The sequence below is a fragment of the Ideonella sp. genome (assembly GCF_035254525.1).
In the GTDB taxonomy this organism is placed as follows: domain Bacteria; phylum Pseudomonadota; class Gammaproteobacteria; order Burkholderiales; family Burkholderiaceae_C; genus Ideonella.
Genome location: NZ_DATFAN010000013.1, coordinates 1 through 22,454 on the forward strand (window position 1 = coordinate 1; position 22,454 = coordinate 22,454).

The following is a 22,454-nucleotide window of genomic DNA, read 5'->3' on the forward strand; positions in this document are numbered from 1 at the left end:
CCGACGACAACCAGCTCATCGCCGAACGCCGCGAGAAACTCGCCACGCTGCGCCAGCACGCCAAGGCCACCGGCACGGCCGTCTTCCCGAACGACTTCAAGCCGCAGCACCGCGCCGCCGACCTGCACCACCGCCATGGCCAGGTGCCCAACGAGGAGCTGGAGCCGCAGGCGATCAAGGTCGTCGTCGCCGGTCGCATGATGCTCAAGCGCGTGATGGGCAAGGCCTGCTTCGCGACGCTGCAGGACAGCTCCGGCCGCATCCAGCTCTACGTCACGCAGGACGGCGTCGGCCACGAGGTGCTGGCCGCCTTCAAGCACTGGGATCTGGGCGACATCCTCGGCTGCGAGGGCACGCTGTTCCGCACCAAGACCGGCGAGCTGTCGGTCAAGGCCACGTCGGTGCGCCTGCTGACCAAGAGCCTGCGCCCGCTGCCGGACAAGTTCCACGGCATGACCGACCAGGAGCAGAAGTACCGCCAGCGCTACGTCGACCTGATCACCGACGACGAGGCCAGGGCGCGCTTCGTCGCGCGCAGCAAGGCGGTCAGCTCCATCCGCAGCTTCATGGTCGAGCACGGCTTTCTCGAGGTCGAGACGCCGATGCTGCACCCGATTCCCGGCGGCGCGAACGCCAAGCCCTTCGTCACCCACCACAACGCGCTGGACCAGGAGATGTTCCTGCGCATCGCGCCCGAGCTGTACCTGAAGCGCCTGGTCGTCGGCGGCTTCGAGCGCGTGTTCGAGATCAACCGCAACTTCCGCAACGAAGGCATCAGCGTCCGGCACAACCCGGAGTTCACGATGATGGAGTTCTACGCGGCCTACTGGAACCACCACGACCTGATGGACTTCACCGAGGCCGTGCTGCGCCACGCCGCGCGTGCGGCCACCGGCTCGGCGGCACTGACCTACGCCGGCCAACCGGTCGAGCTGGACAAGCCGTTCGCCCGGCTGTCGGTGCGCGAATCGCTGATCGTGCATGCGGGCGTGACCGAAGCCGAGTCGGCCGACGCCGCCGCGCTGCACGCGAAGCTGAAGTCGCTGGGCGAGGAGCCGCCGGCGCACTGGACGCTGGCCGAGCTGCAGTTCGGCCTGTTCGAGGCCGCGGTGGAGGAAAAGCTCTGGCAGCCGACCTTCATCATCGACTACCCCGTCGAGGTCAGCCCGCTGGCCCGCGCGTCGGACGCGAACCCGTCGATCACCGAGCGCTTCGAGCTGTTCATCACCGGCCGCGAGTACGCCAACGGCTTCTCCGAGCTGAACGACGCCGAGGACCAGGCCGCGCGCTTCCAGGCCCAGGTGGCCAACAAGGACGCCGGCGACGAGGAGGCGATGTACTACGACGCCGACTTCATCCGCGCGCTCGAATACGGCATGCCGCCCGCCGGCGGCTGCGGCATCGGCATCGACCGCCTGATGATGCTGCTGACCGACAGCCCGAGCATCCGCGACGTCATCCTCTTCCCGGCCCTGCGCCGGGAATCGTGACCTTCGACGGCCTGGAAGCTTGAGTTCGGTCAAACCGCCGCCACGGGGCGGCTTGCGATCATCGGCATCAGGATGAGCAGCACGCCGCCCACCGACGAACTGGGCCGGATCCGCGAGCGGATCTGGGCCGAGCTCGCTGCGGCCGCTGCGGCGCCCGGCCACCCCTGGCGCACGGCCGTGCTGGCCACGGCCGACCCCGTGGCCGAGGCGGGCTGCGATGCGCGCACGGTCGTGCTGCGCGAGATCGACGTCGAAGCGCAGGAGCTCGTCTTCTTCACCGATGCCCGATCGCCCAAGGTCGGGCAGATCGAGCAGCGCCCCGAGGCGGTGATGGTGATGTGGTCGGCCCCGCTGGGCTGGCAGCTGCGGCTGGCGGTCACGCTGGGGATCGAGACCAGCGGGCTGGCCGTGTCGTCGCGCTGGGCACGGCTGAAGATGACGCCGGCGGCGCAGGACTACCTGTCGCCGCTGCCGCCGGGCACGCCACTGAACCACCCCTGCGAGCCCGAGCGCGGCTCACGCGGGCACTTCGCCGTGGTCACCGCCAGCGTGCGCCGCATCGACTGGCTCACCCTCGACCCCGAGGGCCAGCGCCGAGCCCTGTTCGATGCCGCGGGCGCGCGCTGGGTCCAGCCCTGATCAGGGACGCTCGAAGTTCGGCGCGCGCTTGTCGAGGAACGCCGCCATGCCCTCGCGCTGGTCGGCGGTGCCGAACATCGCGTGAAACAGGCGCCGCTCGTACCACAGGCCGTCGGACAGCGAGGATTCGAAGGCGCGGTTGACCGCCTCCTTGGCAGCCATCACCGAGATCTGGCCGAAGCCGTTGATCTGCGCCGCGACGCCCATCGCCTCGTCCATCAGCTTGTCGGCCGGCACCACGCGCGAGACCAGCCCCCAGGCATCGGCCTGCTGGGCGTTGATCCAGCGGTTGGTCAGCACCATGTCCATCGCCTTGGCCTTGCCGATGGCCCGTGGCAGGCGCTGCGTGCCGCCGGCGCCGGGCACGACGCCGATCGTGATCTCGGGCTGGCCGAACTTCGCGTTGTCGGCGGCAATGACGATGTCGCACATCATCGCCAGCTCGCAACCCCCGCCCAGGGCCACACCGGCCACCGCGGCGATCACCGGCTTGCGCACGCGGCGGATCGTCTCCCAGTTGCGGCTGATGTATTCGCTGCGGTAGGTGTGGCTGAAGTCGTAGTCCTTCATCGCCGCGATGTCGGCGCCGGCGGCGAAGGCCTTCTCATTGCCGGTGATCACGATGCACCCGATGCCGGCATCGGCATCGAAGGCCAGCAGCGCCTGGCCCAGTTCGTCCATCAGCTGGTCGTTCAGCGCGTTCATCTGCTTGGGCCGGTTCAGCAAGATCACGCCGGTCTTCAACGCGGCGTCGCCGCGCACCTCGGTCAGAATGCATTCGTAGGGCATCTCGGTCTCCAACGTCTGGCCGGCGCATCGAGCGGCCGGCGGCTCCAGGGACTATATGCCCGGCCGTCCGGCGTTCACGGCGGCGCCGGTGCCGCCTGCAGCGGCGGCTTGTCGAGCGACAGCTCGGCGTAGCTCTCGGCATCCTGCCGGATGGTGATCTTCACCGGCAGGTATTGCAGGCTGGGCGCGATCCAGAAATCGACCGCCAGCTCGTTGGCACGGCGCAAGCCGCTGCGCGGCGCCAGGTGGAAGGCCATGACCTCGCCGAACGGCAGCGCGAGGGTGGCCTGCTCGGTCACATCGTAGGTCCAGCGGCCGACGCGTCGCGGCAGCGCGAGCGGAAACTCGACGCTCTGGCCGACCCGCAGGCGGTCGGGCTGGGTCAGGAAGAGCCAGGTCATCTGCACGAACTGGCTCGCCGTGTCCTGCACGCCCGGCACCGGATCGTTGACCTTGCCGTTGGCCAGCAGGATGCGGCCGGGCTCGAACAGCACGGTCAGGCGGCGCGTCTCGCGCAGCGGCATCTCGGTCACCTCGTCGTAGCGGCGCGGCGACAGGCCGTCGGGGCCGAGCTGGCCGTCGCTGAGCATGCGGCGGGTCACGACGAGGGCCAGGTGCACGTCCAGCCGCACCTGGTAGCGCGGCCCGTCGCGCAACCACTCGACCTGTGCCGTGCCGTGCAGCGGGCCGCGGTAATTGCCGAGCAGCGTGTAGCTCAACCGGGTCGACGGCGGCCAGTCGAAGGCCACCGGCGCGGGGGCGGACGCGGCGGCCGTCACCGGTGGCACAACCACCGCGCTCGCCGACTCGGCCACCGTCGGCGCGCTTTGCGCCAGGGTCGGTGCGCTGGCAGCCGGCTCGGGTGCCGGCTCGGCCACCGCGCTGGCGGCTGCGCTGGCCGCCTCGGCGACCATCAGCGGTGGTGCACTCGCCGGCGAACTCGCCGCTGACGCCGCCGACGCGGCCCGCCGAGGTGCCCTTGCGGCCCGGGCACGCGGCGCCGCATGCACCGGCGGCGCGGTGGGCGCCAACTCGCGCACGAAGGCCACGTCGATCGCCGGGGGCACCCCCTCCTCGTCGGCAGCCCCTTCGCCGAAGCGGCTGTCGGGCAGCTGGCCGCCCACCCACCAGTGCGCGGCGCTGACGGCGAACAACAGGACACACCAGGCGGCTCGGCGCCGGGCGCGATGGGCGCTCAGGCGGCCGGGCACGGCGTCGCCCCTGTCGTCATCCGCGCGGGCCCGCCCGACCGGCGTTCAATCGCCGAGCCAGGCGCGGCGCAGCGCCTGCGCGGCGGGCACGGCTTGCGGATCCACCGCCAAGCCGAGCGGGTGCGTCGCCGCGGCGGCCGGGCGTGGCCGCACGACCAGCGTGCGTACGCGCTGGCCGCGCACCAGCAGCAGCTCGAAGGGCCGGCCCTCGGCGACCCACTGCTGCGCGTCGTCCAGCCGGCGAATGCGCCAGCCGTCGACCGCCAGCAACTCGTCACCCGCCGAGACCCCGGCCGCCGCGGCCACGCTGCCGCTGAGCACCGACTTGACCTGCACGCCGGTGACCGGCCCTTCGGACAGCTTCAGGCCCAGCGTGCCGGCCCAGCTGGCCTTCTCGTCGGTGGCCTTCACGCCGGCCGCCGCGAGCGCCTCGTCCAGGGGCAGGTCATCGCGTCCGTGGATCCAGCCGGCGAACGACCGGGCCAGGGCCTGGCCACCCAGCGCCGCCACCTCGTCGAGGATCAGCGCCTCGGTGACCGCACCGCCCGGTGCCGCCTTCCACAGCCGGCGCATCAGCGCATCGAGCGATTCACCGGCACGGCGCAGTTGCAGATCGAGCAGCAGCGCGACCAGCGAGCCCTTGGTGTAGTAGCTCACCGTCGCATTCGGCGTGTTCTCGTCGCTGCGGTAGTACTTGACCCAGGCGTCGAAGCTCGCCTCGGCGACGCTCTGCACCTTCTGGCCCGGCGTGGCGCGCACGCCGCTGATCGTGCGGGCAATCAGCTTCAGGTAGCGGGCCGTGTCGATCAGGCCGGCGCGCCTGAGCATCAGGTCGTCGTAGTAGGAGGTGAAGCCCTCGAAGAACCAGAGCAGCTGGGTGTAGTTCTCGCGGCCGTAGTCCAGCTGCATGAACTCGGCGGGTTTCAGCCGCTTGACGTTCCAGGTGTGGAAGTATTCGTGGCTGATCAGCCCGAGCAGCGTCTGGTAGCCGTCGGGCAGGCCCGACTGCCCGGCCTGGCCCTTGCGCGGCAGATCGCGCCGGTTGGCCAGCAGCGCGGTGCTGGCGCGGTGCTCGAGGCCGCCGTAGCCGTCTTCGACCGTGTTGAGCAGGAACACGTAGCGCGAGAACGGCGGCTTGCCGCGGCCATGCCAGAACGCGATCTGCGCGGCACAGATGCGCTTGGTGTCGGCCAGCAGCCGCTCGCCATCGAAGCCCGGCCAGGCCCCGGCGACGACGAACTCGTGCGGCACGCCGCCCGCCTCGAAGCGGCCGCGCCAGAAGCGCCCGAGCTCGAACGGGTGGTCGACCAGTTCATCGTAGCCCGCGCTGACGAAGCCGTGCCGCACGGCCGGCAGCGCCGGCATCGCGGTGGCCACCTCCCAACCCGCCGCCAGCCCGGCCAGATGCACCTCGTGCGGTGCAGCCTCCTGGCCGTGCACGCGCAGGCAGAGGCTGGTCGGGTTGAAGAAGCCACGGGCGTCGTCGAGAAACGCCGTGCGCACCGAGGTGTCGAAGGCGTAGGCGTCGTAGGTGAGCGTCAGCGCGCCGCGGCCGGGGCAGTTGGCGCGCCAGCTGGTCTTGTCGAGCTGGGTCAGCGGCACGGGCTTGCGGCCCTGGCGGGCGGTCAGCCCGCTCAGGTGGCGGCCGAACTCGCGCACCATGTAGCTGCCCGGGATCCAGACCGGCAGGCTGAAGCCCTGCTCACGCGCCGGCGAGGGCACGGTCAGCGTCACTTGGTAGCGGTGGGCGGCGGCGTCGGCCAGGTCGATGCGGTAGCGGATCGCGGTGGTCATGAATACCGGGCCTTCAGCTGCCGGCGGCGCCGATGAAGCAGCACAGGGCCGCGACGGTGCTCAGGCGAAAGCGCAGCGTGAGCCAGGCCGCCAGGCCCTGCTCGGCGAACAGGCGCCGGTCGACGGCGTAGCAGGCGAGCAGCATCGCCCCGAGCAGCACCAGGCCCGCATAGGCCGGCATCAGCACGCCCAGCGCGGCCACCAGCGGCGGCACGACGGCCCAGCCGAAATGGGCCGGCTCGTCGCGGCCGGCGCGCATCGCCAAGCCCCAGTGCACGCCGCCGAGGAATGCGACGACGCAGGCGGCATACCCGGCCAGCGCGAGCGTGACCCATGTCTGCGCCTCGGGATAGACCAGCCAGATCAGTGCGGCGCCGAGCACGAACGGGATCAGGCCGGCGGCGCCCAGTTGGCGCGCCAGGCGCGGCGGCTCGGCCAGGGTGGGCGCCACAGCCGGAAGGCGGGTTGTCGCGAGACTCATGGCGCGCATTGTCGCCGCAGCACCCGCAGCCGTTGGCGCCCGCGGCGAACAGGCCAGCGGGTGGTCAGGACTTCTTGGCCGCGTCCTTCATGCGCTGCTCGAGCCGATCGGCCGGCAGGGCGCCCGGCGAGCGCGTGCCGTCCTCGAAGACCACCGCCGGCGTGCCGTTGATCTTGTACTTGCGGCCCATCTCGAGGTTGCGCTGCAGCGCCGCGGTGTCGCAGGTGCCCATGGTCTTCGGCGGTGTCACGCCGTCGATCATCCACGAGCGCCAGGTCTTGGCACTGTCCTTCGCGCACCAGATGTCGCGCGACTTGGTGTTCGAATCGGGCCCGAGGATGGGCAGCAGGAAGGTGTAGATCGTCACGTCCTTCAGGGCCACCAGGTCGCGCTCGATGCGCTTGCAGTAGCCGCAGTTCGGGTCGGCGAAGACCACCAGCTTGCGGGTGCCGGCACCTTGCCGGAAGACCATCGCATCCTTCAGCGGCAGGCTGGCGACGTCGATCGCGGTCAGCTTGTCGACGCGCGCCTTGGTCAGGTCGGTCTGCGTCTTGGTGTCGAGCATCGCGCCCTCGAACAGGTAGGCGCCGGTCTCGTCCGCATACAGGATGTCGGTGCCGATGCGCAGCTCGTAGATGCCGGGGATGGGCGTCTTCGTGACCTCGTCGATCTTCGGCAGGTTGGGCATGCGGTCGGCCAGCGTCTTGCGAATCGCCGCTTCATCGGCCCACACGGACCCGGCGGCAGCCGCAAAAGCGCCCGCCAATGCCAGCCAGGAAAGCCATCGGGTGGCAGGAGAACTCGGGTGCGTCATGGCGTGGGGTTCCTTCGGAAGACGGGGCCGGTACGGCAGGTCAGGTGTCCAGCGCCTGGCCGACCAGCCAGCGCTTGACCGGCGCGATTCGATTGACGAGACCCAGGCCGCGGTTGCGAAGTTCCCGCAGCAGCGGCTGCTCGCCGGCAAAGAGTTGCCACAAGCCATCGGTGGCCTGGGCCATCGCCCAGGTCCCGGTGGCGCGGCGGCGGGCGTAGCGGCGCAGCAGGTCGGCATCGCCGGGTGAGCGCCAGCTTTCGCGCTGCGCCAGCACCTCGGCCAATGCGGCAACATCGGCCAGCCCCAGGTTCAGGCCCTGCCCGGCCAGCGGGTGCACCACGTGCGCCGCATCGCCGACCAGCGCCCAGCCCGGGCCGCTGACCGCCGAGGCCCGGCCGATCGATAGGGGCCAGGTGGCGCGCTCGCTGGCGAGCGTCAGTGTGCCGGCGGCGCCGCCTGTGGCCTGGTTCAGGGCAGCCTCGAACTCGGCGGCCGGCGCGGCGCGCAGGCGCTCGGCCTGCTCGTCGGGCAGCGACCACACCAGGCCGTAACTGTGGCCGGCCTGCGGCCGGTCGAAGGGCAGCAGGGCCAGGATGTCCGGCGAGCGGAACCACTGGCGTGCGATGCCCAGGTGCGGCTGGTCGGCGACCAGGCGGGCCGCAACGGCGCGCTGGGCGTAGCCGTGGCGCTCGAAGCCCACGCCCAGCTGCTGCCGCAGCATCGAATCCTTGCCCTCGGCGACCACGGTCAGCGCGGCCGGCGGCGGCTCGGCAAACAAGGCGACCTGCGGGCTGAAGCCCACCGCGGTGTCGAGCACCGCTTCCAGCGCCGCCGCATCGACGATCCAGGCCAGGGCCGGCACCGCCTGCGCCCAGGCCGAGAACTCGAGCACCGCACCGGGCGCATCGCCGCTGACGTGCATGTCGTGCACCGCCGTGCGGGCATCGGCGGGCAGCGTGTCCCAGGCCTTCAGCCCGCTGAGCAGCGCCACCGAGGCGGCGTTCAGGGCATAGGCCCGCACGTCCGGCCCTGCCTGGGCCGCGGCGGCAGGCCGGGCCTGCAGCGCGACGCGCAGCCCCTGGCGGGCCAGCGCCAGCGCCAGGCTGCGGCTGACGATCCCCGAACCGAGGATGCGCACGTCGAAGGCGGTCATCCGACGATTGTAGAGAGGCCGAATAAAATGGCCGGTTCCCTGTTCGAAAGCCATCCATGAGCCTCAAGTGCGGCATCGTCGGCCTGCCCAACGTCGGCAAGTCCACCCTGTTCAATGCCCTGACGAAAGCCGGCATCGCCGCCGAGAACTACCCGTTCTGCACGATCGAGCCCAATGTCGGCGTGGTCGAACTGCCGGATCTGCGTCTGGCGGCCCTGGCCGAGATCGTCGAGCCCGAGCGGGTGCTGCCGGCGATCGTCGAGTTCGTCGACATCGCCGGGCTGGTGGCCGGGGCCAGCAAGGGCGAGGGCCTGGGCAACCAGTTCCTCTCGCACATCCGCGAAACCGACGCCATCGTCAATGTCGTGCGCTGCTTCGAGGACGACAACGTGATCCACGTCGCCGGCAAGGTCGACCCGATCGCCGACATCGAGGTCATCCAGACCGAGCTGTGCCTGGCCGACCTGGCCACCGTCGAGAAGAGCCTGCAGCGCTACACCAAGGTGGCCAAATCGGGCGGCGACAAGGAGGCGGCCCGCCTCGTCGACGTGCTGAAGAAGTGCGAAGCCGCACTGAACGAAGCCAGGCCGGTGCGCTCGATCGATTTCAGCAAGGAAGAGCAGGCCGTGCTGAAGCCGCTGTGCCTGATCACCGCCAAGCCGGCGATGTTCGTCGGCAACGTCGACGAACACGGCTTCGAGAACAACCCCTTCCTCGATCGGCTGAAGGAGTACGCCGACAAGCAGAAGGCCCCGGTCGTCGCGATCTGCGCCAAGACCGAGGCCGAGCTGGCCGACATGAGCGACGAGGACAAGGCGATGTTCCTGGCCGAGATGGGGCAGGACGAGCCGGGCCTGAACCGGCTGATCCGCGCCGCGTTCAGCCTGCTGGGCCTGCAGACTTACTTCACCGCCGGGGTGAAGGAGGTGCGCGCCTGGACGATCCACGTCGGCGACACCGCGCCGCAGGCGGCCGGCGTGATCCACACCGACTTCGAACGTGGCTTCATCCGCGCCCAAACCATCGCCTACGACGATTTCATCAAGTACGGCGGCGAGCAAGGGGCGAAGGACGCCGGCAAGATGCGGGCTGAAGGCAAGGACTACGTCGTCAAGGACGGCGACGTGCTGCACTTCCTGTTCAACGTCTGACAGGCGGCTCGGGCTTCCGGCACGGGCTGCCGGGAGCTCCCGCCATGACCACCGCCGCCACCCGCATCGAGCGCGATTCCTTCGGTGAGATCGAGGTCGCCGCCGACGCACTCTGGGGCGCGCAGACGCAGCGCTCGCTGCAGCACTTCGCGATCTCGACCGAGCGCCTGCCCGAGGCGCTGGTGATGGCGCTGGCGCGCACCAAGCGCGCCGCCGCCGAGGTCAATGCCGAGCTGGGGCTGCTCGACGCGGCGATCGCGCGCGCGATCGTGCGCGCGGCCGACGAGGTGCTCGCGGGCATCCACCCGACGGCGTTTCCGCTGTCGGTCTGGCAGACCGGCTCGGGCACGCAGAGCAACATGAACATGAACGAGGTGCTGGCCAACCGCGCCTCGGAGCTGCTGGGCGGCGAGCGCGGGGGCGGCCGCCGGGTGCACCCAAACGACCACGTCAACCTCGGCCAGTCGTCGAACGACATCTTCCCGACCGCGATGCACGTCGCGGCCGCCGCGTGCCTCACGAACGCGCTGCTGCCCGCGCTGCGTGCGCTGCGCGCCACGCTGGCGAGCAAGGCCGCGGCCTTCGCCGGCATCGTCAAGATCGGCCGCACCCACCTGCAGGACGCCACGCCGCTGACGCTGGGGCAGGAGATCTCCGGCTGGGTGGCCCAGCTCGATCACGCCGAGCGCACGATCCGCGCCACCCTCGGGCCGCTGCACGAGCTCGCGGTCGGCGGCACCGCGGTCGGCACCGGCCTGAACACCGATCCGCATTTCGGCGCCGCGGTCGCCGCCCGGCTCGCGGCCGAGACCGGGCTGCCGTTCGTCTGCGCGCCCAACCGCTTCGCGGCGCTGGCCGGCCATGACGCACTGGTCAGTGCGCATGGGGCGTTGAAGACGCTCGCCACCGCCTTGATGAAGATCGCCAACGACGTGCGCTGGCTCGCCTCGGGCCCGCGCTGCGGGCTGGGTGAGCTGCACATCCCCGAGAACGAGCCCGGCAGCTCGATCATGCCGGGCAAGGTCAACCCGACCCAGTGCGAAGCGCTGACGATGCTGTGCTGCCAGGTGCTCGGCAACGACGTCGCGATCGGCATCGGCGGCGCCTCGGGCCATTTCGAGCTGAACGTGTTCAAGCCGCTGATCGCGCACGCTTTCCTGCAAAGCGCCCGGCTGCTGGCCGACGGCATGGCCAGCTTCGATGCGCACTGCGCGCACGGCATCGAGCCCGACCGCGAACGCATCGCCGAGCTGCTGGAACGCTCGCTGATGCTGGTGACGGCGCTGAACCCGCACATCGGCTACGACCGCGCCGCGGCGATCGCCAAGCATGCGCATGTGAGCGGGGTCACGCTGCGCGAAGCCGCGCTGGCGGTGGGGGGCCTGACCGCCGAGCAGTTCGACGCCTGGGTGCGACCCGAGAAGATGGTCTGACTACGTCCCGGCGTGGCCCGCGAAGCGGAAGCCCAGCTGCATCTCGACCAGCGGCACCGGATACGGGGTCTGGCAGCGCCAGCCGCGGAAGTTCAGCGCACCGAGCCCCGCGCGACGCAGCACCGTGGTGAGTACGCTGGCATGGTCGGCCACGCCGGTCAGCGGCGCGACGCCCGGCCCCGCGGGCAACTGCTCGATCGGCGCGCTCAGGTTCAGTCGACGGTAGTGCGGCACGCCCGGTGGCGGCGGCGTCAGCAGCGTGCCGCTCGCGCCCGGCAGGTAGAAGCCGATCTGCGGCAGGGCGTCCGGCCACAACCCGTCGGCCAGGTAGATCTCGCGCACCAGCCGCTGGCAGGGGGTGTGCAGCATGTAGTTGCGCACCGTCAGGTAGGCCTGGTCCGGGTGCAGCGGCTCGACGCCGTTGATCCGCATCGCCGTCGTCAGGCGCGCCGGCAGCGGCTCGGGCGACTGTGGCCCGAGCAGGAAGGTGCTGCTGCCGCCCTCGCGCTCGACCTCCAGCGGCGGCAGCGGCAGGCTGCAGCCCTCGGCGACGAAGTAGCGTTGCGCATCGACCGCACTGTCGGCGCCGGCCGGGCCACCGTCGATCGGCCGCACCACCAGCCGATCGCCCGGGGCCCCGCTGGCGTCGGGCTTCGCGTGCAGGCTGATCAGCGGCAGGGGCGTGCCCGGCGTGATGCGGCGCAGGCCCAGCCGGCGGTGCACCTCGATCGCGTCGACGCGCTGGCCGTCGGCGGCGGGAAACAGGAACATCGCCGTCGACAACGTTTCGCAGTAGTGCCCGAACAGGAAGGACACCGCCTTGAACGAGGCCTGGCGCGCCATGTGCTCGCGCCGCTCGCGGATCGACGACAGCTCCTCGCCCAGTCGCGCGTCCAGGGCCTGGCGACCGCCGGGCAGCGCGTCCAGCAGCGCGGCAAAGGCCTCGACCGCGCGTTCGAAGGCCGGCAGCACCGCGGCGGCTTCGGGGATCGCCCGGCTGCGCTCGATGAGGATACGCAAACCCGTCGGCGAGGGAAGCAGGTGCAGGAACTGCGAATCGGACTCCGCCCGGGCCGCCTGCACCAGCCGGCTGGCCAGGCTCTTGTCGAGCCCGATGCCGCGCATCAGGCGGATCGGCCTGGGCGGGCGCCCGGCCAGCGCGTCCAGCAACGGGTGCAGCGCATCGCGCAGGGCAGCGGCGACCTGCGCCTCGCGCGGCGCGGCGGGTTCGGTGGGCCGCGTCTGCGCTGCGGAAGGGGCCGGGTCGGTCAAGGTGTCCAAGGTCCGAGGCTCGGAATGAAGATCGGGACAGCCTTCTAGTATCGACGATGCCGCCGGCCCGGCCCGGGGCCTAGTTCGCCGCCGGCAGTGCGCGCACGGCGACGCTGTGAACCTTGCCGCTCGCCAGGTCCGTGCCGACCACGCCCATGACCTGGCCATCGCCACTGATGGCGTTGATCGATTCGACCGCCAGCTTGCCGCCGACCGGGTAGCCACGGTCAGCGAAGTATTTCTCGGCCTCGACCATGCCCGTGGCCGCGGTCCAGATGAAACCCTTGTTGGCTGGCGAGAAGAAGCGCCGCGCGAGGCCGACCACCGTCTGGCCGTCGTCGGAAAGGCCGGACGCGTAGGCCATGCCGCCTTGCTTGGTCCCTTCGAGCACGCCCAGCACCGTCTTGGCCCACTTGCGACCATTCCAGGTCCACATCACCGCGCTTTCGATGCCGCGCTTCGGATCGACTGCCTGGCCGACGATGATGTTGCCCCGGGCGTTGACCGCACCGGCCTCGCTCGGCCAGTCGCTCTCGTCGAGCACGGTCTTGACGCCGTTGACCCAGACCGCGGCCCGGCGGTTGCCGTATTGCGGGTGCTCGTCCCAGCCGACCAGCACGCTGCCGTCGGCATTGGCGTCGTCGATGCGGCTGGAGCCACCGCTGCTGCCCAGGTCCTCGACCACGCCCCCCTCGGTCCAGCGGCTGGCGTGGGCGAGGCCGCCGACGCCCGTGTTGCGCCAGTACAGGCCGGTGACGACCCGGCCGTCGCGCGACATGCCGAACACGCTGCCGTCCTCGGCATCCACGACGGCGCCGTCGGCCGGCCGCGGCGGCATCAGCTGCTGCCAGCCGGTGGCCGGCGTCCAGCGGCCCTGGGTGCCGTGGCTCTGCGTTTCGTCAATGATCGTCGACGCGACGATCTGGCCGTCGCCCGAGATCGCCGGGGTGCCGGAACCGCGCTGGAGCTTGCGGTAGGTGCCCCGGCCCAGCGGCTGCACGCCGCCTTCCTCGGTCCAGCGAAAGGTCTGGTTCGATCCCGCCAACTGGCCGGTGGCGGCACGGCCGTCGTCCGACAGGTCGGTGACGTAGCACTCGCACAGCCGACGCCCCTCCAGGGTCTGGGCGGAGGCGGCGACCGGCACTGTGGCCAGCAAGGCCAGCAAGAGTCTGAGCGGGCGGTTCGGAGCGGTGGTGGGCATGGCAATCAGGCTGGAGTGGAAGGGTGTGACGGACTCTATGTGCCTCGCTGAACTACTGCAAGAGTTCTCTCACAGAACTGCAGTAGGAGATTTCCCCTATATTTGCGGTCGCCGCACCGCGCCTGGGGCGTCGGTGCGCCCATTAGCACTCCCGAACCAGGAGTGCTAATATTTGCGGAACTGGCCCGTCGCCGGCGACTCACAAGCTTTGATGAACACCACTTCGACTTCCACCACCCTGGCCCTGCGCGACCCGTGGGCGTTGGTTCCACCGGTCGGCAATCTCGATGCGTACATCACGGCGGTGAACCACATCCCGCTGCTGACGCCGGAAGAGGAAAGCCGCTTCGCCAGGCAGCTCAAGGACCATGGCGATCTCGAAGCCGCCGGGCGGCTGGTGCTGTCGCACCTGCGGCTGGTGGTCTCGGTGTCGCGCCAGTACCTTGGTTACGGCCTCCCGCACGGTGACCTGATCCAGGAAGGCAATGTTGGCCTGATGAAGGCGGTCAAGCGCTTCGACCCGAACCAGGGCGTTCGCCTGGTCAGCTATGCGCTGCACTGGATCAAGGCCGAGATCCACGAATACATCCTGCGCAATTGGCGCATGGTCAAGGTGGCCACAACCAAGGCACAGCGCAAGCTGTTCTTCAACCTGCGCTCGATGAAGCAGGGCCTGAAGGGCCAGGCCGGCGAGGGGGACACGCACCGCAGCACCCTGACCCCAGCCGAGATCGAGGTCGTCGCGCGCGAGCTCAACGTCAAGCCAGCCGAGGTCGTCGAGATGGAGACCCGGCTGTCGGGCGGCGACGTGGCGCTCGAGCCGCAGACCGACGACGGTGAGGAAAGCTTCGCGCCGATCGCCTACCTGGCCGACGACAGCCAGGAGCCGACCCACGTGCTGGAAGCCCGCGGTCGCGACGAGCTGTCGGGCAGCGGCATCGCTCGCGCCCTGGATCAGCTCGACGCGCGCAGCCGCCGCATCGTCGAAGAGCGCTGGCTGAAGGTCAACGACGACGCTTCGGGCGGCATGACGCTGCACGAGCTGGCCGCCGATTACGGCGTCAGCGCCGAACGCATCCGCCAGATCGAGGCAGCGGCGATGAAGAAGATGCGCAAGGTGCTCGAAGCCGCCTGAAGCGCTTGCGCGGCAGAAACAGCAACGGCCCCGCGGGGCCGTTTTTCATGGGCGCTTGGGGCAAGCGCTCAGGCACCGTCGATCAAGGCCTTCACATCCTTGGCCAGCGCGTCGGCGCCGACGCCGTAGCGCTCGGCCAGGCGCACCCGACCCTGCGGGTCGAAGACGAAGGAGTTCGCGGTGTGGTCCATCGTGTAGCTGCCGTCCGTCGTGCCAGGCACCTTGGCGAAAAAGACCTTGAACTCGCGCGCCGCGGCCTTGACCTCGTCCAGGCTGCCGCGCAGCGCGACGAAATCGGGCCCGAAACTGCCGACGTAGGCCTTCATCACGGCCGCACTGTCGCGCTCGGGGTCGATCGTCACGAACACGCCGACAACCTTGTCGCCGTCGGGCCCCAGCTGCTTCTTGACCGCAGCGATCTCGGCCAGCGTGGTCGGGCAGACGTCCGGGCACTGCGTGTAGCCGAAGAAGACGATCGCCACCTTGCCCTTGAAGTCGGCCAGCGTGCGCGGCTTGCCGTCGGCATCGGTCAGGTTCAGCTGGCGCGCGTACTCGGCCCCCGTGATGTCGATGCCCTGGAACGCCACCGGGGTCTTCTGGCAGGCGGCGAGGCCGGCCAACAGCGCCACTGCGGCGATGCGGCAAAGGTGGCGACGCAGGGGCGAGATGGTCATGGCGATGATGCTTTCGTGTTCGGCCCGGGCGTCAGGCCAGCAGCGGGCTCAGGTAATGGTCGACCAGCAGCGCGGCAAACAGCAGCGACAGGTGCAGGATCGAGAAGCGGAAGGTGCGGCGGGCCAGCGCATCGGAGTAGTCGCGCCAGAGCCGGAAGCCATACACCATGAAGGCCACGCCGAGCGCCACCGCCGCCGCGAGGTAGATCCAGCCGCTCATGCCATAGGCGAAAGGCAGCAGCGTGCCGGCGAAGAGCACCACGGTGTAGAGAAAGACGTGCAGCTGGGTGAACGCCGCGCCGTGGGTCACAGGCAGCATCGGCAGGCCGGCGCGCGCGTAGTCCTCGGCACGGTACAGCGCCAGAGCCCAGAAATGCGGCGGCGTCCACAGGAAGATGATCAGGCACAGCAGCCAAGCCTCTGGCCCGGCCTCGCCTCGCACGGCCGCCCAGCCGAGCACCGGCGGCATCGCACCCGAGGCGCCGCCGATCACGATGTTCTGCGGCGTCAGCGGCTTGAGCACCACCGTGTAGACGATCGCGTAGCCGACGAAGGTGGCCAGCGTCAGGGCCATCGTCAGGGGGTTGACCCAGAACCACAGGATCGTGCAGCCCAGCGCGCACAGCCCGCCCGAGAAGGTCAGCGTGTGGCGGTCGGCCAGTTCGCCCTGGGCCGTCGGCCGCCAGGCCGTGCGCCTCATGCGCCGGTCGATCTCGCGCTCGACCAGGCAGTTGAACGCGGCCGCCGCGCTCGCCACCAGCCAGATACCGACGGTGCCGGCGATCAGCACGCGCCAATCCGGCCAGCCGGGGGTCGCGAGCAGCATGCCGATCACCGCGCAGAACACGATGAGCTGGACGACGCGCGGCTTGGTCAGCGCGTAGTACTGGGACCAGCGGGAAGGTCGGTGTTGGGTCAAGGCGGGCGAGGACACGGGCGGGCTCATTGTGACGCGGGGCGGTGCGACGGACGCGACACCGCAACGTGAGAGGACGAAGTGGCCACCGCGCGCACCTGCAGTGAGACCAGCAGGCCGGACAGCGCGGCCGCGCCGCCGGTGTGCAGCAAGGCAGCGGCAAGCGGCCAGTGCAACACCACATTGGCGGCGCCGGTGGCCACCTGCAGCGCCGTCAGCGCCAGCAGGGCCAGCGCGGCTCGCCGGGCGGCTCCGCCCGCCTGCCGCCACAGCGCGAGCGCCAGGGCCAGCAGCGCCGAGACGAGCACCAGCGCAAAGACGCGGTGCGCCCAATGGATCGCCACCAGCGCCTCGGCCGGCAGGAAACCGCCCTCGCCGGCCCGGCCCAGGTGGCGCAGCACGGTGAAACCCTGCTGCGCGTCCATCGGCGCCGGCCACCATTGGCCGTTGCACTGCGGGAAGCCCCGGCAGGCGAGCACGGCGTAGTTCGTGCTGACCCAGGCCCCGAGCAGCACTTGGACGGCGAGCAGCAGCAGCGCCGCCGCAAGCAATGCGCGCGTGGCCGCCGCCAGCGCCAGCGCCCGGCCGTGATAGCGCTGGGCCTGCACGGCCAGCAGCGCCAGCAGCACCAGACCACCGAACAGGTGCAGCGTGACGATCGCCGGGTAGAGCTTCAGCGTGACCGTGTACTTGCCGAACAGCCCCTGCACGATGACCCAGGCAACGGTCGCGAGCGGCCAGCCGAGCGAAAACGGCAGTTCGCGCCGCGCGCGCACCGACAAGGTGGCCAGCACGAGGATCAGCGCGCCGACGGCGCCCGCCAGGTAGCGGTGGACCATCTCGATCCAGGCCTTGCGTTCGGTCACCGGGCCGGTCGGCTGCTGCGCCTCGGCACCGGCGATCTGCACGCTCGCTGCGATGGGGCTGGCCTCGCCGTAGCAGCCCGGCCAGTCCGGACAGCCCAGGCCCGAGTCCGTCAGCCGCGTGAACGCGCCGAAGACCACGAGGTCGAAGGTCAGGAACAGCGTCAGCACCGTCAGCGCCGCACGCCGGGCCAGGGCGCCCGCCGCGCGATGGCGCCACCACCACCATGCGAGCGGCAGCAACGCGAGCGCCGCCGCCAGAGCCAGCAGGCGCAGCGTGGGCGAGAAATCGACGGCCGCCGACGTCGCGTTCATGGTGCGGCGGCTTCGCGGCCCGGCCGATCCCAGAAGGCCGATGCACGCAGCAGCCGGTCCAGGTCCTTGTAGAAGCGCTTGGGCTCGAGCGACGCCGGCGCGCGCATCATCCATTCGCCCATCGGATCGACGAGGTACAGGTGGTCCTCGAGCGCGTGGCCGGGCGCCGGCTGCAGCCAGCGTTCGAGCGACGCGCGCGGCGCGCGCAACACGGTCGCCGGTGCGTCGCCGACGGTCATGGCCTGCGCGATCGGTTCGCGCAGTGGCGCGTCGTCGGTCACCAGCCAGACGCGGTCGACGCGGTCGCGCTCGCGCCCGGTCATCTCGCGCAGCTGGCGCTGTTCGTACAGGTGGTCCTCGCAGCGTCTGTCGCAATCGCCGCCGGCCACGACGACGAGCAGCCACTGCCCCGCCAGCGATGCGCTCGCGACCGGTGTGCCATCGAGCCGGCGCAGCCCGAGATCGGCCGGCATGCCCCGCGTCGGCTGGATCAGATCGGCGTAGTTGTTGCGCGCGCTCGGCCGCCAGACGTAGTAGGTGAAGTACGACACGATCACCGGCGCCGCGCAGGCCAGCAACACCAGCAGCGCGGTGAAGCGGCCACCGGTGCGCGCCGACGTGCCGCTGCGTGGAAGCACCGGCGCCGGCCCGCTGTGCACCGTCAGCGCGAGCGGGTCAGTCGCGGTGGGCGGCATCGGCGCGCCGGCGCGGTCGGATGAGTTGGAACCAGACATAGAGTCCTGCAGTGAGCGCACACAAGGCGAACCATTGCGCCGCGTAGCCGTAGTGCTTGGCCACGTCGACTGCCGGCATCGGCCAGTCGCGCAGCAGGCCGTCGCCGGCCTGGGCCGGCCGCGGCAGCTCGGTGATCGACAGCGGGCGCAGCGCGAGCCGCGTCTGCGCCGCATAGTCGGCAAAGTCCAGATTTTGCCGGATCGCGCCCGGCGCCTCCGCCCCCAGCGAGACCAGCCGGGAGGGCCAGGGGGCAATGCGCCCCTCGACCACGACCTCGCCGCCCGGCGTGTCGTAGGGCGCGATCCGCGTGCGGTCGGCCGCGTGCCGCGGCAGCCAGCCGCGCTGCACCAGCACCGCGTCGCCGCGCGGCAGCTTCAGCGGCGTCAGCACGAAGAAGCCCGGCCGCCCGCTCATCTGGCGGTTGTCGAGGTAGACGGTGTGCTCGGGCAGCCATTGCCCGCGCAGCGTGATGCGGCGAAAGCGAAGGCGTTCGGCCTCGCCTTCGGTCGTCGGCAGCGTCTCGGCCGGCATTTCCGGCGCCGCCGCCTGTGCTTCGATCGCCGCTTGCAGCGCCAGCTTCTGGGCGGCGCGGTCGAGTTGCCACACGCCCAGGCGCGCGGTCAACAGCCCCAGGCCGAGCGCCGCCAGCAGGACCCAGACGGGGTGGCGCCACAAGCTCGTGCGCTTCATCCGGCGGGCCCGGATCGGCCGACGAGGCGGATGGAATAATGCCGCCGCATGAAGGTCTTCATCGTGCTGGCGCTGCTCGCCATCATCGCGGCGCTGGCCAGCGCCGGGTTGTTCATGCTGCGGCCCGGCAAGCCAAAGGAAGGCACTGCCGAGCCGGGGCGCGACAAGCGCATGGCGCGCGCATTGGCACTGCGGGTCGGCCTGTCCATTGCGCTGTTCCTGCTCATTCTGCTGGCTTATGCGCTGGGCTGGATCCAGCCCTCCGGCGTGCCGCTGAGATCTTGAAACGACGAAGCGCCGCTGGGCAGCGGCGCTTCGAATGCCGGCACGTGCTGCGCCGGCCGGCTTGCATCATCAGAGCCAGTAGACGACGACGTACAGACCCAGCCAGACCACGTCGACGAAGTGCCAGTACCAGGCCGCGCCTTCGAAGCCGAAGTGGCGCGTCGGCGTGAAATGGCCCTTGGTCAGGCGGATCGTGATGAACAGCAGCATCAGCATGCCGACGAACACGTGGAAGCCGTGGAAGCCGGTCAGCATGAAGAAGGTCGAGCCGTAGATGCCCGAGCTGAGCTTGAGGTTCAGCTCGCTGTAGGCGTGCATGTACTCGTAGGCCTGGAAGCCCAGGAAGGTCACGCCCAGCAGCACCGTGACCCACATCCAGAAGATCGCCTTGCTGCGGTGCGCGGCGATCAGCGCATGGTGGGCGATGGTCAGCGTGACACCGGAGGTCAGCAGGATCCCGGTGTTCAGCGTCGGGATCGGCCACGGGCCCATGGTCGTGAAGGCCTCGACGGTGCCAGCCGGAGACGCGGTGGCGCCCGCCGCGGCGCTGGGCCAGACCGCCTTGAAATCGGGCCACAGCAGCTGGTTCTCGAGGCTGCCGAGGGAGGGCACCGAATGGATGCGGGCCCAGTACAACGCACCGAAGAAGGCGGCGAAGAACATCACCTCCGAGAAGATGAACCAGCTCATGCTCCAGCGGTACGAGACGTCGATGCGCTCGGAATACCGGCCGCCCTCGCTCTCGCCGATCGCGTCGCCGAACCAGAAGTACAGCGTTCCCAGCCAGATCGCCAGCCCGGCGAACAGCGAGTAGGCGCCCCAGGAGTGGCCGTTGACCCACTGGCCGGCGCCCAGGATCACGAAGAACAGGCCGAGGGCCGCCGTCGCCGGATGGCGCGACGGGGCGGGCACGAAGTAGTAGGGCGTCGCCCCGTGGTTGCTCGCTGCGGACATGTGTGTGCTCCTCGAACCGAAAGAACCGCGTGTTTGTTTGCTTGAAGCGTTGATCTACGAAGGGCCCGGCGACGTCAGCTGGCGGCGCCGCTGCCCACCATCCAGTTCACCAGCACGATCAGCAGCAGCACGAAGATCGCCGCCCCGATGACGCCGGCGATGACGACGTGCACCGGATTGAGCTGGCTGACGTCCTGCTCGTAGCCCTTGCCCTTGCGGATGCCGAGGAAGGACCAGGCCACGGCGCGCATGGTGCCCAGGAACGAGCCCTTGCGCGCCGCCGCGGCGCGCAGACCGTCGTCCTGACCCTTCGGCGGCTGGGTGTTCATGAGCGGGCCTCGCCGGGTGGCACCGAAGTGGCGGCCGTCGAGCTCGGTGCCGGCGGCACCTTGCCGCCCACCTCGAAGAAGGTGTAGGACAAGGTGATCGTCGTGACGTCCTTCGGCAGCTTGGGGTCGACGTAGAAGACCACCGGCCACTGCTTGGCTTCGCCGGGCTGAAGGGTGTACTCGTTGAAGCAGAAGCACTCCAGCTTGTTGAAGTGCGCGGCCGCCTGGTGCGGCGCGTAGCTGGGGATGGCCTGCGCGGCCATCACGCGATCCTGCCGGTTGCGAAACTCGTACATCACCGTGGCCAGTTCGCCCGGATGCACCTGCACCGAGGCGACAGCGGGCTTGAAGTCCCACGGCCCGCGGGCATTGGCATCGAACTCGATCGTGATGCTGCGCGAGGTGTCGACCTGTGTGTTGGCCGGGCGTTCGCGGCGGCCGCCGTTCTCGCCCAGGCTCAGCACGTTGATGCCCAGCGCTTCGCAAATGTGCTTGTACAGCGGCACCAGTGCGTAACCGAAGGCGAACATGGCCGCGGTGACGACCAGCAGCTTGACGACCATCTGTCGATGGTCGCGTCGCGCCAGCGCCGAGCCGGAAGGCCAGTTGAATTTCATGCCGCGCGCACCTCGATCACCCCGCCCGGCCCCTCAGGGGCCGAGCACGGCGATTTTCGCCACGAAGCCGAGCGCGAACACCAGCGCCACCGACGCCAGCACCCAGGCCAGGCGGCGGTTTGCGCGTTGCTGCTGCTCCGATTGCGCCATCGTCGAACTCCGGATTGCGGCCGATCAGCCGATCACCTTGGTCGCCGTCGGGTCGAGCTTGGGCGGGTTCTCGAAGGTGTGGAAGGGCGCCGGCGACGGCACTTCCCATTCCAGGCCCTCGGCACCTTCCCAAGGCTTCTGCGGCGCGGGCTCACCCTTGCCGCGCATCATCGGCACGACGACGAAGAGGAAGAAATACACCTGCATCAGGCCGAAACCAAGCGCGCCGATCGACGCGATCATGTTGAAGTCGGCGAACTGCATCGGGTAGTCGGCGTAGCGACGCGGCATGCCGGCCAGACCCAGGAAGTGCATCGGGAAGAAGGTCACATTGAAGAAGATCAACGACCCCCAGAAGTGGATCTTGCCGCGCGTTTCCGAATACATCACACCGGTCCACTTCGGGCCCCAGTAGTAGACGCCTGCGAACAGCGCGTACAGCGAACCAGCCACCAGCACGTAGTGGAAGTGGGCGACGACGTAGTAGGTGTCCTGCAGCTGCTGGTCGACCGGTGCCATCGACAGGATCAGGCCGGTGAAGCCGCCCATCGAGAACACGAACAGGAAGCCGACCGCGAACAGCATCGGCGTCTCGAACGTCATCGAGCCGCGCCACATCGTGGCCACCCAGTTGAAGATCTTCACGCCCGTGGGCACCGCGATCAGCATGGTCGCGTACATGAAGAACAACTGGCCCGTCACCGGCATGCCGGTGGTGTACATGTGGTGCGCCCAGACGATGAACGACAGGATCGCGATGGACGACGTGGCGTAGACCATCGAGGTGTAGCCGAACAGCTTCTTGCGGGCGAAGGCCGGGATGATCGCGCTCACGATGCCGAAGGCCGGCAGGATCATGATGTAGACCTCGGGGTGCCCGAAGAACCAGAAGATGTGCTGGTACATGATCGGGTCGCCACCGCCGGCGGGGTTGAAGAAGCTGGTGCCGAAGTGGCGGTCGGTCAGCGTCATCGTGATCGCGCCGGCCAGCACCGGCATCACCGCGATCAGCAGGTAGGCGGTGATCAGCCAGGTCCAGCAGAACAGCGGCATCTTCATCAGCGTCATGCCCGGCGCGCGCATGTTCAGCACCGTCACGATGATGTTGATCGAGCCCATGATCGACGAGGCGCCCATGATGTGCATCGCGAAGATGCCGGCATCCATCGACGGGCCCATCTGCAGCGTCAGCGGCGCATACAGCGTCCAGCCCGCGGCGGGGGCGCCACCGGGCATGAAGAACGAGCCGGCGAGCATCGCGGCCGCCGGGATCAGCAGCCAGAAGCTCAGGTTGTTCATCCGCGCGAAGGCCATGTCCGACGCGCCGATCTGCAGCGGGATCATCCAGTTCGCGAAGCCGACG

General features: G+C 69.9%; 24 protein-coding genes. 6 read left to right on the forward strand and 18 right to left on the reverse strand.

Translation table 11 applies throughout. The annotated features are described in order from the left end of the window. Both lysS and VJ693_RS01385 read left to right on the forward strand, forming a co-directional pair. A partial coding sequence (lysS, locus tag VJ693_RS01380) for a lysine--tRNA ligase (protein WP_324151670.1) occupies positions 1-1,490 on the forward strand: 1,490 nt, incomplete at its 5' end. A 72-nt stretch (positions 1,491-1,562) separates the two neighbouring features. After that, complete coding sequence (locus VJ693_RS01385) at positions 1,563-2,129, forward strand: pyridoxamine 5'-phosphate oxidase family protein (RefSeq protein ID WP_324151671.1); 567 nt, start codon at positions 1,563-1,565, stop codon at positions 2,127-2,129. Here the strand turns inward: VJ693_RS01385 and VJ693_RS01390 are convergent, their stop codons facing one another. The 6 genes from VJ693_RS01390 to VJ693_RS01415 form a co-directional block, all read right to left on the reverse strand. Beyond that, positions 2,130-2,918: an enoyl-CoA hydratase gene (locus VJ693_RS01390; protein ID WP_324151672.1), complete on the reverse strand. Its 789-nt coding sequence runs from the start codon at positions 2,916-2,918 to the stop codon at positions 2,130-2,132. It lies immediately after the preceding gene. A gap of 74 nt (positions 2,919-2,992) precedes the next feature. Then, a complete protein-coding gene (locus VJ693_RS01395; protein ID WP_324151673.1) occupies positions 2,993-4,129 on the reverse strand; it encodes a DUF3108 domain-containing protein in 1,137 nt (378 codons plus the stop codon). 45 nt (positions 4,130-4,174) lie between these two features. Next, positions 4,175-5,923 carry a M61 family metallopeptidase gene (locus VJ693_RS01400; protein WP_324151674.1) on the reverse strand — a complete coding sequence of 583 codons (1,749 nt, stop codon included), beginning with the start codon at positions 5,921-5,923 and terminating at the stop codon, positions 4,175-4,177. A gap of 13 nt (positions 5,924-5,936) precedes the next feature. Then, a complete protein-coding gene (locus tag VJ693_RS01405) occupies positions 5,937-6,404 on the reverse strand; it encodes a DUF3429 domain-containing protein (RefSeq protein WP_324151675.1) in 468 nt (155 codons plus the stop codon). A gap of 64 nt (positions 6,405-6,468) precedes the next feature. Further along, positions 6,469-7,218 carry a DsbC family protein gene (locus VJ693_RS01410; RefSeq protein ID WP_324151676.1) on the reverse strand — a complete coding sequence of 250 codons (750 nt, stop codon included), beginning with the start codon at positions 7,216-7,218 and terminating at the stop codon, positions 6,469-6,471. A 40-nt stretch (positions 7,219-7,258) separates the two neighbouring features. Beyond that, positions 7,259-8,371, reverse strand: coding sequence for an FAD-dependent monooxygenase (locus VJ693_RS01415; protein ID WP_324151677.1), 1,113 nt, complete (start codon positions 8,369-8,371; stop codon positions 7,259-7,261). 56 nt (positions 8,372-8,427) lie between these two features. Here VJ693_RS01415 and ychF point away from each other — a divergent pair, with 56 nt between their 5' ends. Together ychF and fumC are read left to right on the forward strand one after the other, a co-directional pair. Continuing rightward, complete coding sequence (gene ychF / locus VJ693_RS01420) at positions 8,428-9,522, forward strand: redox-regulated ATPase YchF (RefSeq protein ID WP_324151678.1); 1,095 nt, start codon at positions 8,428-8,430, stop codon at positions 9,520-9,522. 44 nt (positions 9,523-9,566) lie between these two features. Further along, positions 9,567-10,955, forward strand: coding sequence for a class II fumarate hydratase (gene fumC / locus VJ693_RS01425; protein WP_324151679.1), 1,389 nt, complete (start codon positions 9,567-9,569; stop codon positions 10,953-10,955). Here fumC and VJ693_RS01430 read toward each other — a convergent pair whose 3' ends face one another. Together VJ693_RS01430 and VJ693_RS01435 are read right to left on the reverse strand one after the other, a co-directional pair. After that, positions 10,956-12,236: a hypothetical protein gene (locus tag VJ693_RS01430; RefSeq protein WP_324151680.1), complete on the reverse strand. Its 1,281-nt coding sequence runs from the start codon at positions 12,234-12,236 to the stop codon at positions 10,956-10,958. A 70-nt stretch (positions 12,237-12,306) separates the two neighbouring features. Then, positions 12,307-13,428, reverse strand: coding sequence for a hypothetical protein (locus VJ693_RS01435; RefSeq protein WP_324151681.1), 1,122 nt, complete (start codon positions 13,426-13,428; stop codon positions 12,307-12,309). Between the two features lie 211 nt (positions 13,429-13,639). Here VJ693_RS01435 and rpoH point away from each other — a divergent pair, with 211 nt between their 5' ends. Then, the gene (rpoH, locus tag VJ693_RS01440) at positions 13,640-14,563 is read left to right on the forward strand and encodes an RNA polymerase sigma factor RpoH (RefSeq protein WP_324151682.1); all 924 of its coding nucleotides are present in this window, start codon (positions 13,640-13,642) and stop codon (positions 14,561-14,563) included. A gap of 68 nt (positions 14,564-14,631) precedes the next feature. Here rpoH and VJ693_RS01445 read toward each other — a convergent pair whose 3' ends face one another. The 5 genes from VJ693_RS01445 to VJ693_RS01465 are packed head-to-tail and all read right to left on the reverse strand — an operon-like array spanning position 14,632 to position 18,756. Further along, complete coding sequence (locus tag VJ693_RS01445; protein WP_324151683.1) at positions 14,632-15,237, reverse strand: SCO family protein; 606 nt, start codon at positions 15,235-15,237, stop codon at positions 14,632-14,634. 31 nt (positions 15,238-15,268) lie between these two features. Beyond that, on the reverse strand, positions 15,269-16,183 hold the full coding sequence (gene cyoE, locus VJ693_RS01450) for a heme o synthase (RefSeq protein WP_324151684.1): 915 nt from the start codon (positions 16,181-16,183) through the stop codon (positions 15,269-15,271). After that, the gene (locus VJ693_RS01455) at positions 16,180-17,331 is read right to left on the reverse strand and encodes a COX15/CtaA family protein (RefSeq protein WP_324151685.1); all 1,152 of its coding nucleotides are present in this window, start codon (positions 17,329-17,331) and stop codon (positions 16,180-16,182) included. Before VJ693_RS01455 ends, cyoE begins: the two co-directional genes overlap by 4 nt. Next, on the reverse strand, positions 17,328-18,026 hold the full coding sequence (locus VJ693_RS01460) for a hypothetical protein (protein WP_324151686.1): 699 nt from the start codon (positions 18,024-18,026) through the stop codon (positions 17,328-17,330). The genes VJ693_RS01455 and VJ693_RS01460 overlap by 4 nt, the downstream gene beginning before the upstream one ends. After that, positions 18,007-18,756 carry an SURF1 family protein gene (locus tag VJ693_RS01465; RefSeq protein WP_324151687.1) on the reverse strand — a complete coding sequence of 250 codons (750 nt, stop codon included), beginning with the start codon at positions 18,754-18,756 and terminating at the stop codon, positions 18,007-18,009. Before VJ693_RS01465 ends, VJ693_RS01460 begins: the two co-directional genes overlap by 20 nt. 48 nt (positions 18,757-18,804) lie before the next feature. On the opposite strand from VJ693_RS01465, the gene VJ693_RS01470 reads away from it, so the two are divergent. After that, positions 18,805-19,041: a twin transmembrane helix small protein gene (locus VJ693_RS01470; RefSeq protein ID WP_324151688.1), complete on the forward strand. Its 237-nt coding sequence runs from the start codon at positions 18,805-18,807 to the stop codon at positions 19,039-19,041. A gap of 69 nt (positions 19,042-19,110) precedes the next feature. On the opposite strand, the gene VJ693_RS01475 is transcribed toward VJ693_RS01470, so the two are convergent. From VJ693_RS01475 to VJ693_RS01495, 5 genes are all read right to left on the reverse strand, one after another. Beyond that, on the reverse strand, positions 19,111-19,995 hold the full coding sequence (locus VJ693_RS01475; RefSeq protein ID WP_324151689.1) for a cytochrome c oxidase subunit 3: 885 nt from the start codon (positions 19,993-19,995) through the stop codon (positions 19,111-19,113). 74 nt (positions 19,996-20,069) lie between these two features. Further along, on the reverse strand, positions 20,070-20,324 hold the full coding sequence (locus VJ693_RS01480; RefSeq protein ID WP_324151690.1) for a DUF2970 domain-containing protein: 255 nt from the start codon (positions 20,322-20,324) through the stop codon (positions 20,070-20,072). After that, on the reverse strand, positions 20,321-20,941 hold the full coding sequence (locus tag VJ693_RS01485) for a cytochrome c oxidase assembly protein (RefSeq protein ID WP_324151691.1): 621 nt from the start codon (positions 20,939-20,941) through the stop codon (positions 20,321-20,323). Before VJ693_RS01485 ends, VJ693_RS01480 begins: the two co-directional genes overlap by 4 nt. A gap of 33 nt (positions 20,942-20,974) precedes the next feature. Next, positions 20,975-21,091 carry a cytochrome oxidase small assembly protein gene (locus tag VJ693_RS01490; protein WP_324151692.1) on the reverse strand — a complete coding sequence of 39 codons (117 nt, stop codon included), beginning with the start codon at positions 21,089-21,091 and terminating at the stop codon, positions 20,975-20,977. Positions 21,092-21,115: 24 nt separating this feature from the next. Beyond that, a partial coding sequence (locus tag VJ693_RS01495; RefSeq protein WP_324151693.1) for a cytochrome c oxidase subunit 1 occupies positions 21,116-22,454 on the reverse strand: 1,339 nt, incomplete at its 5' end.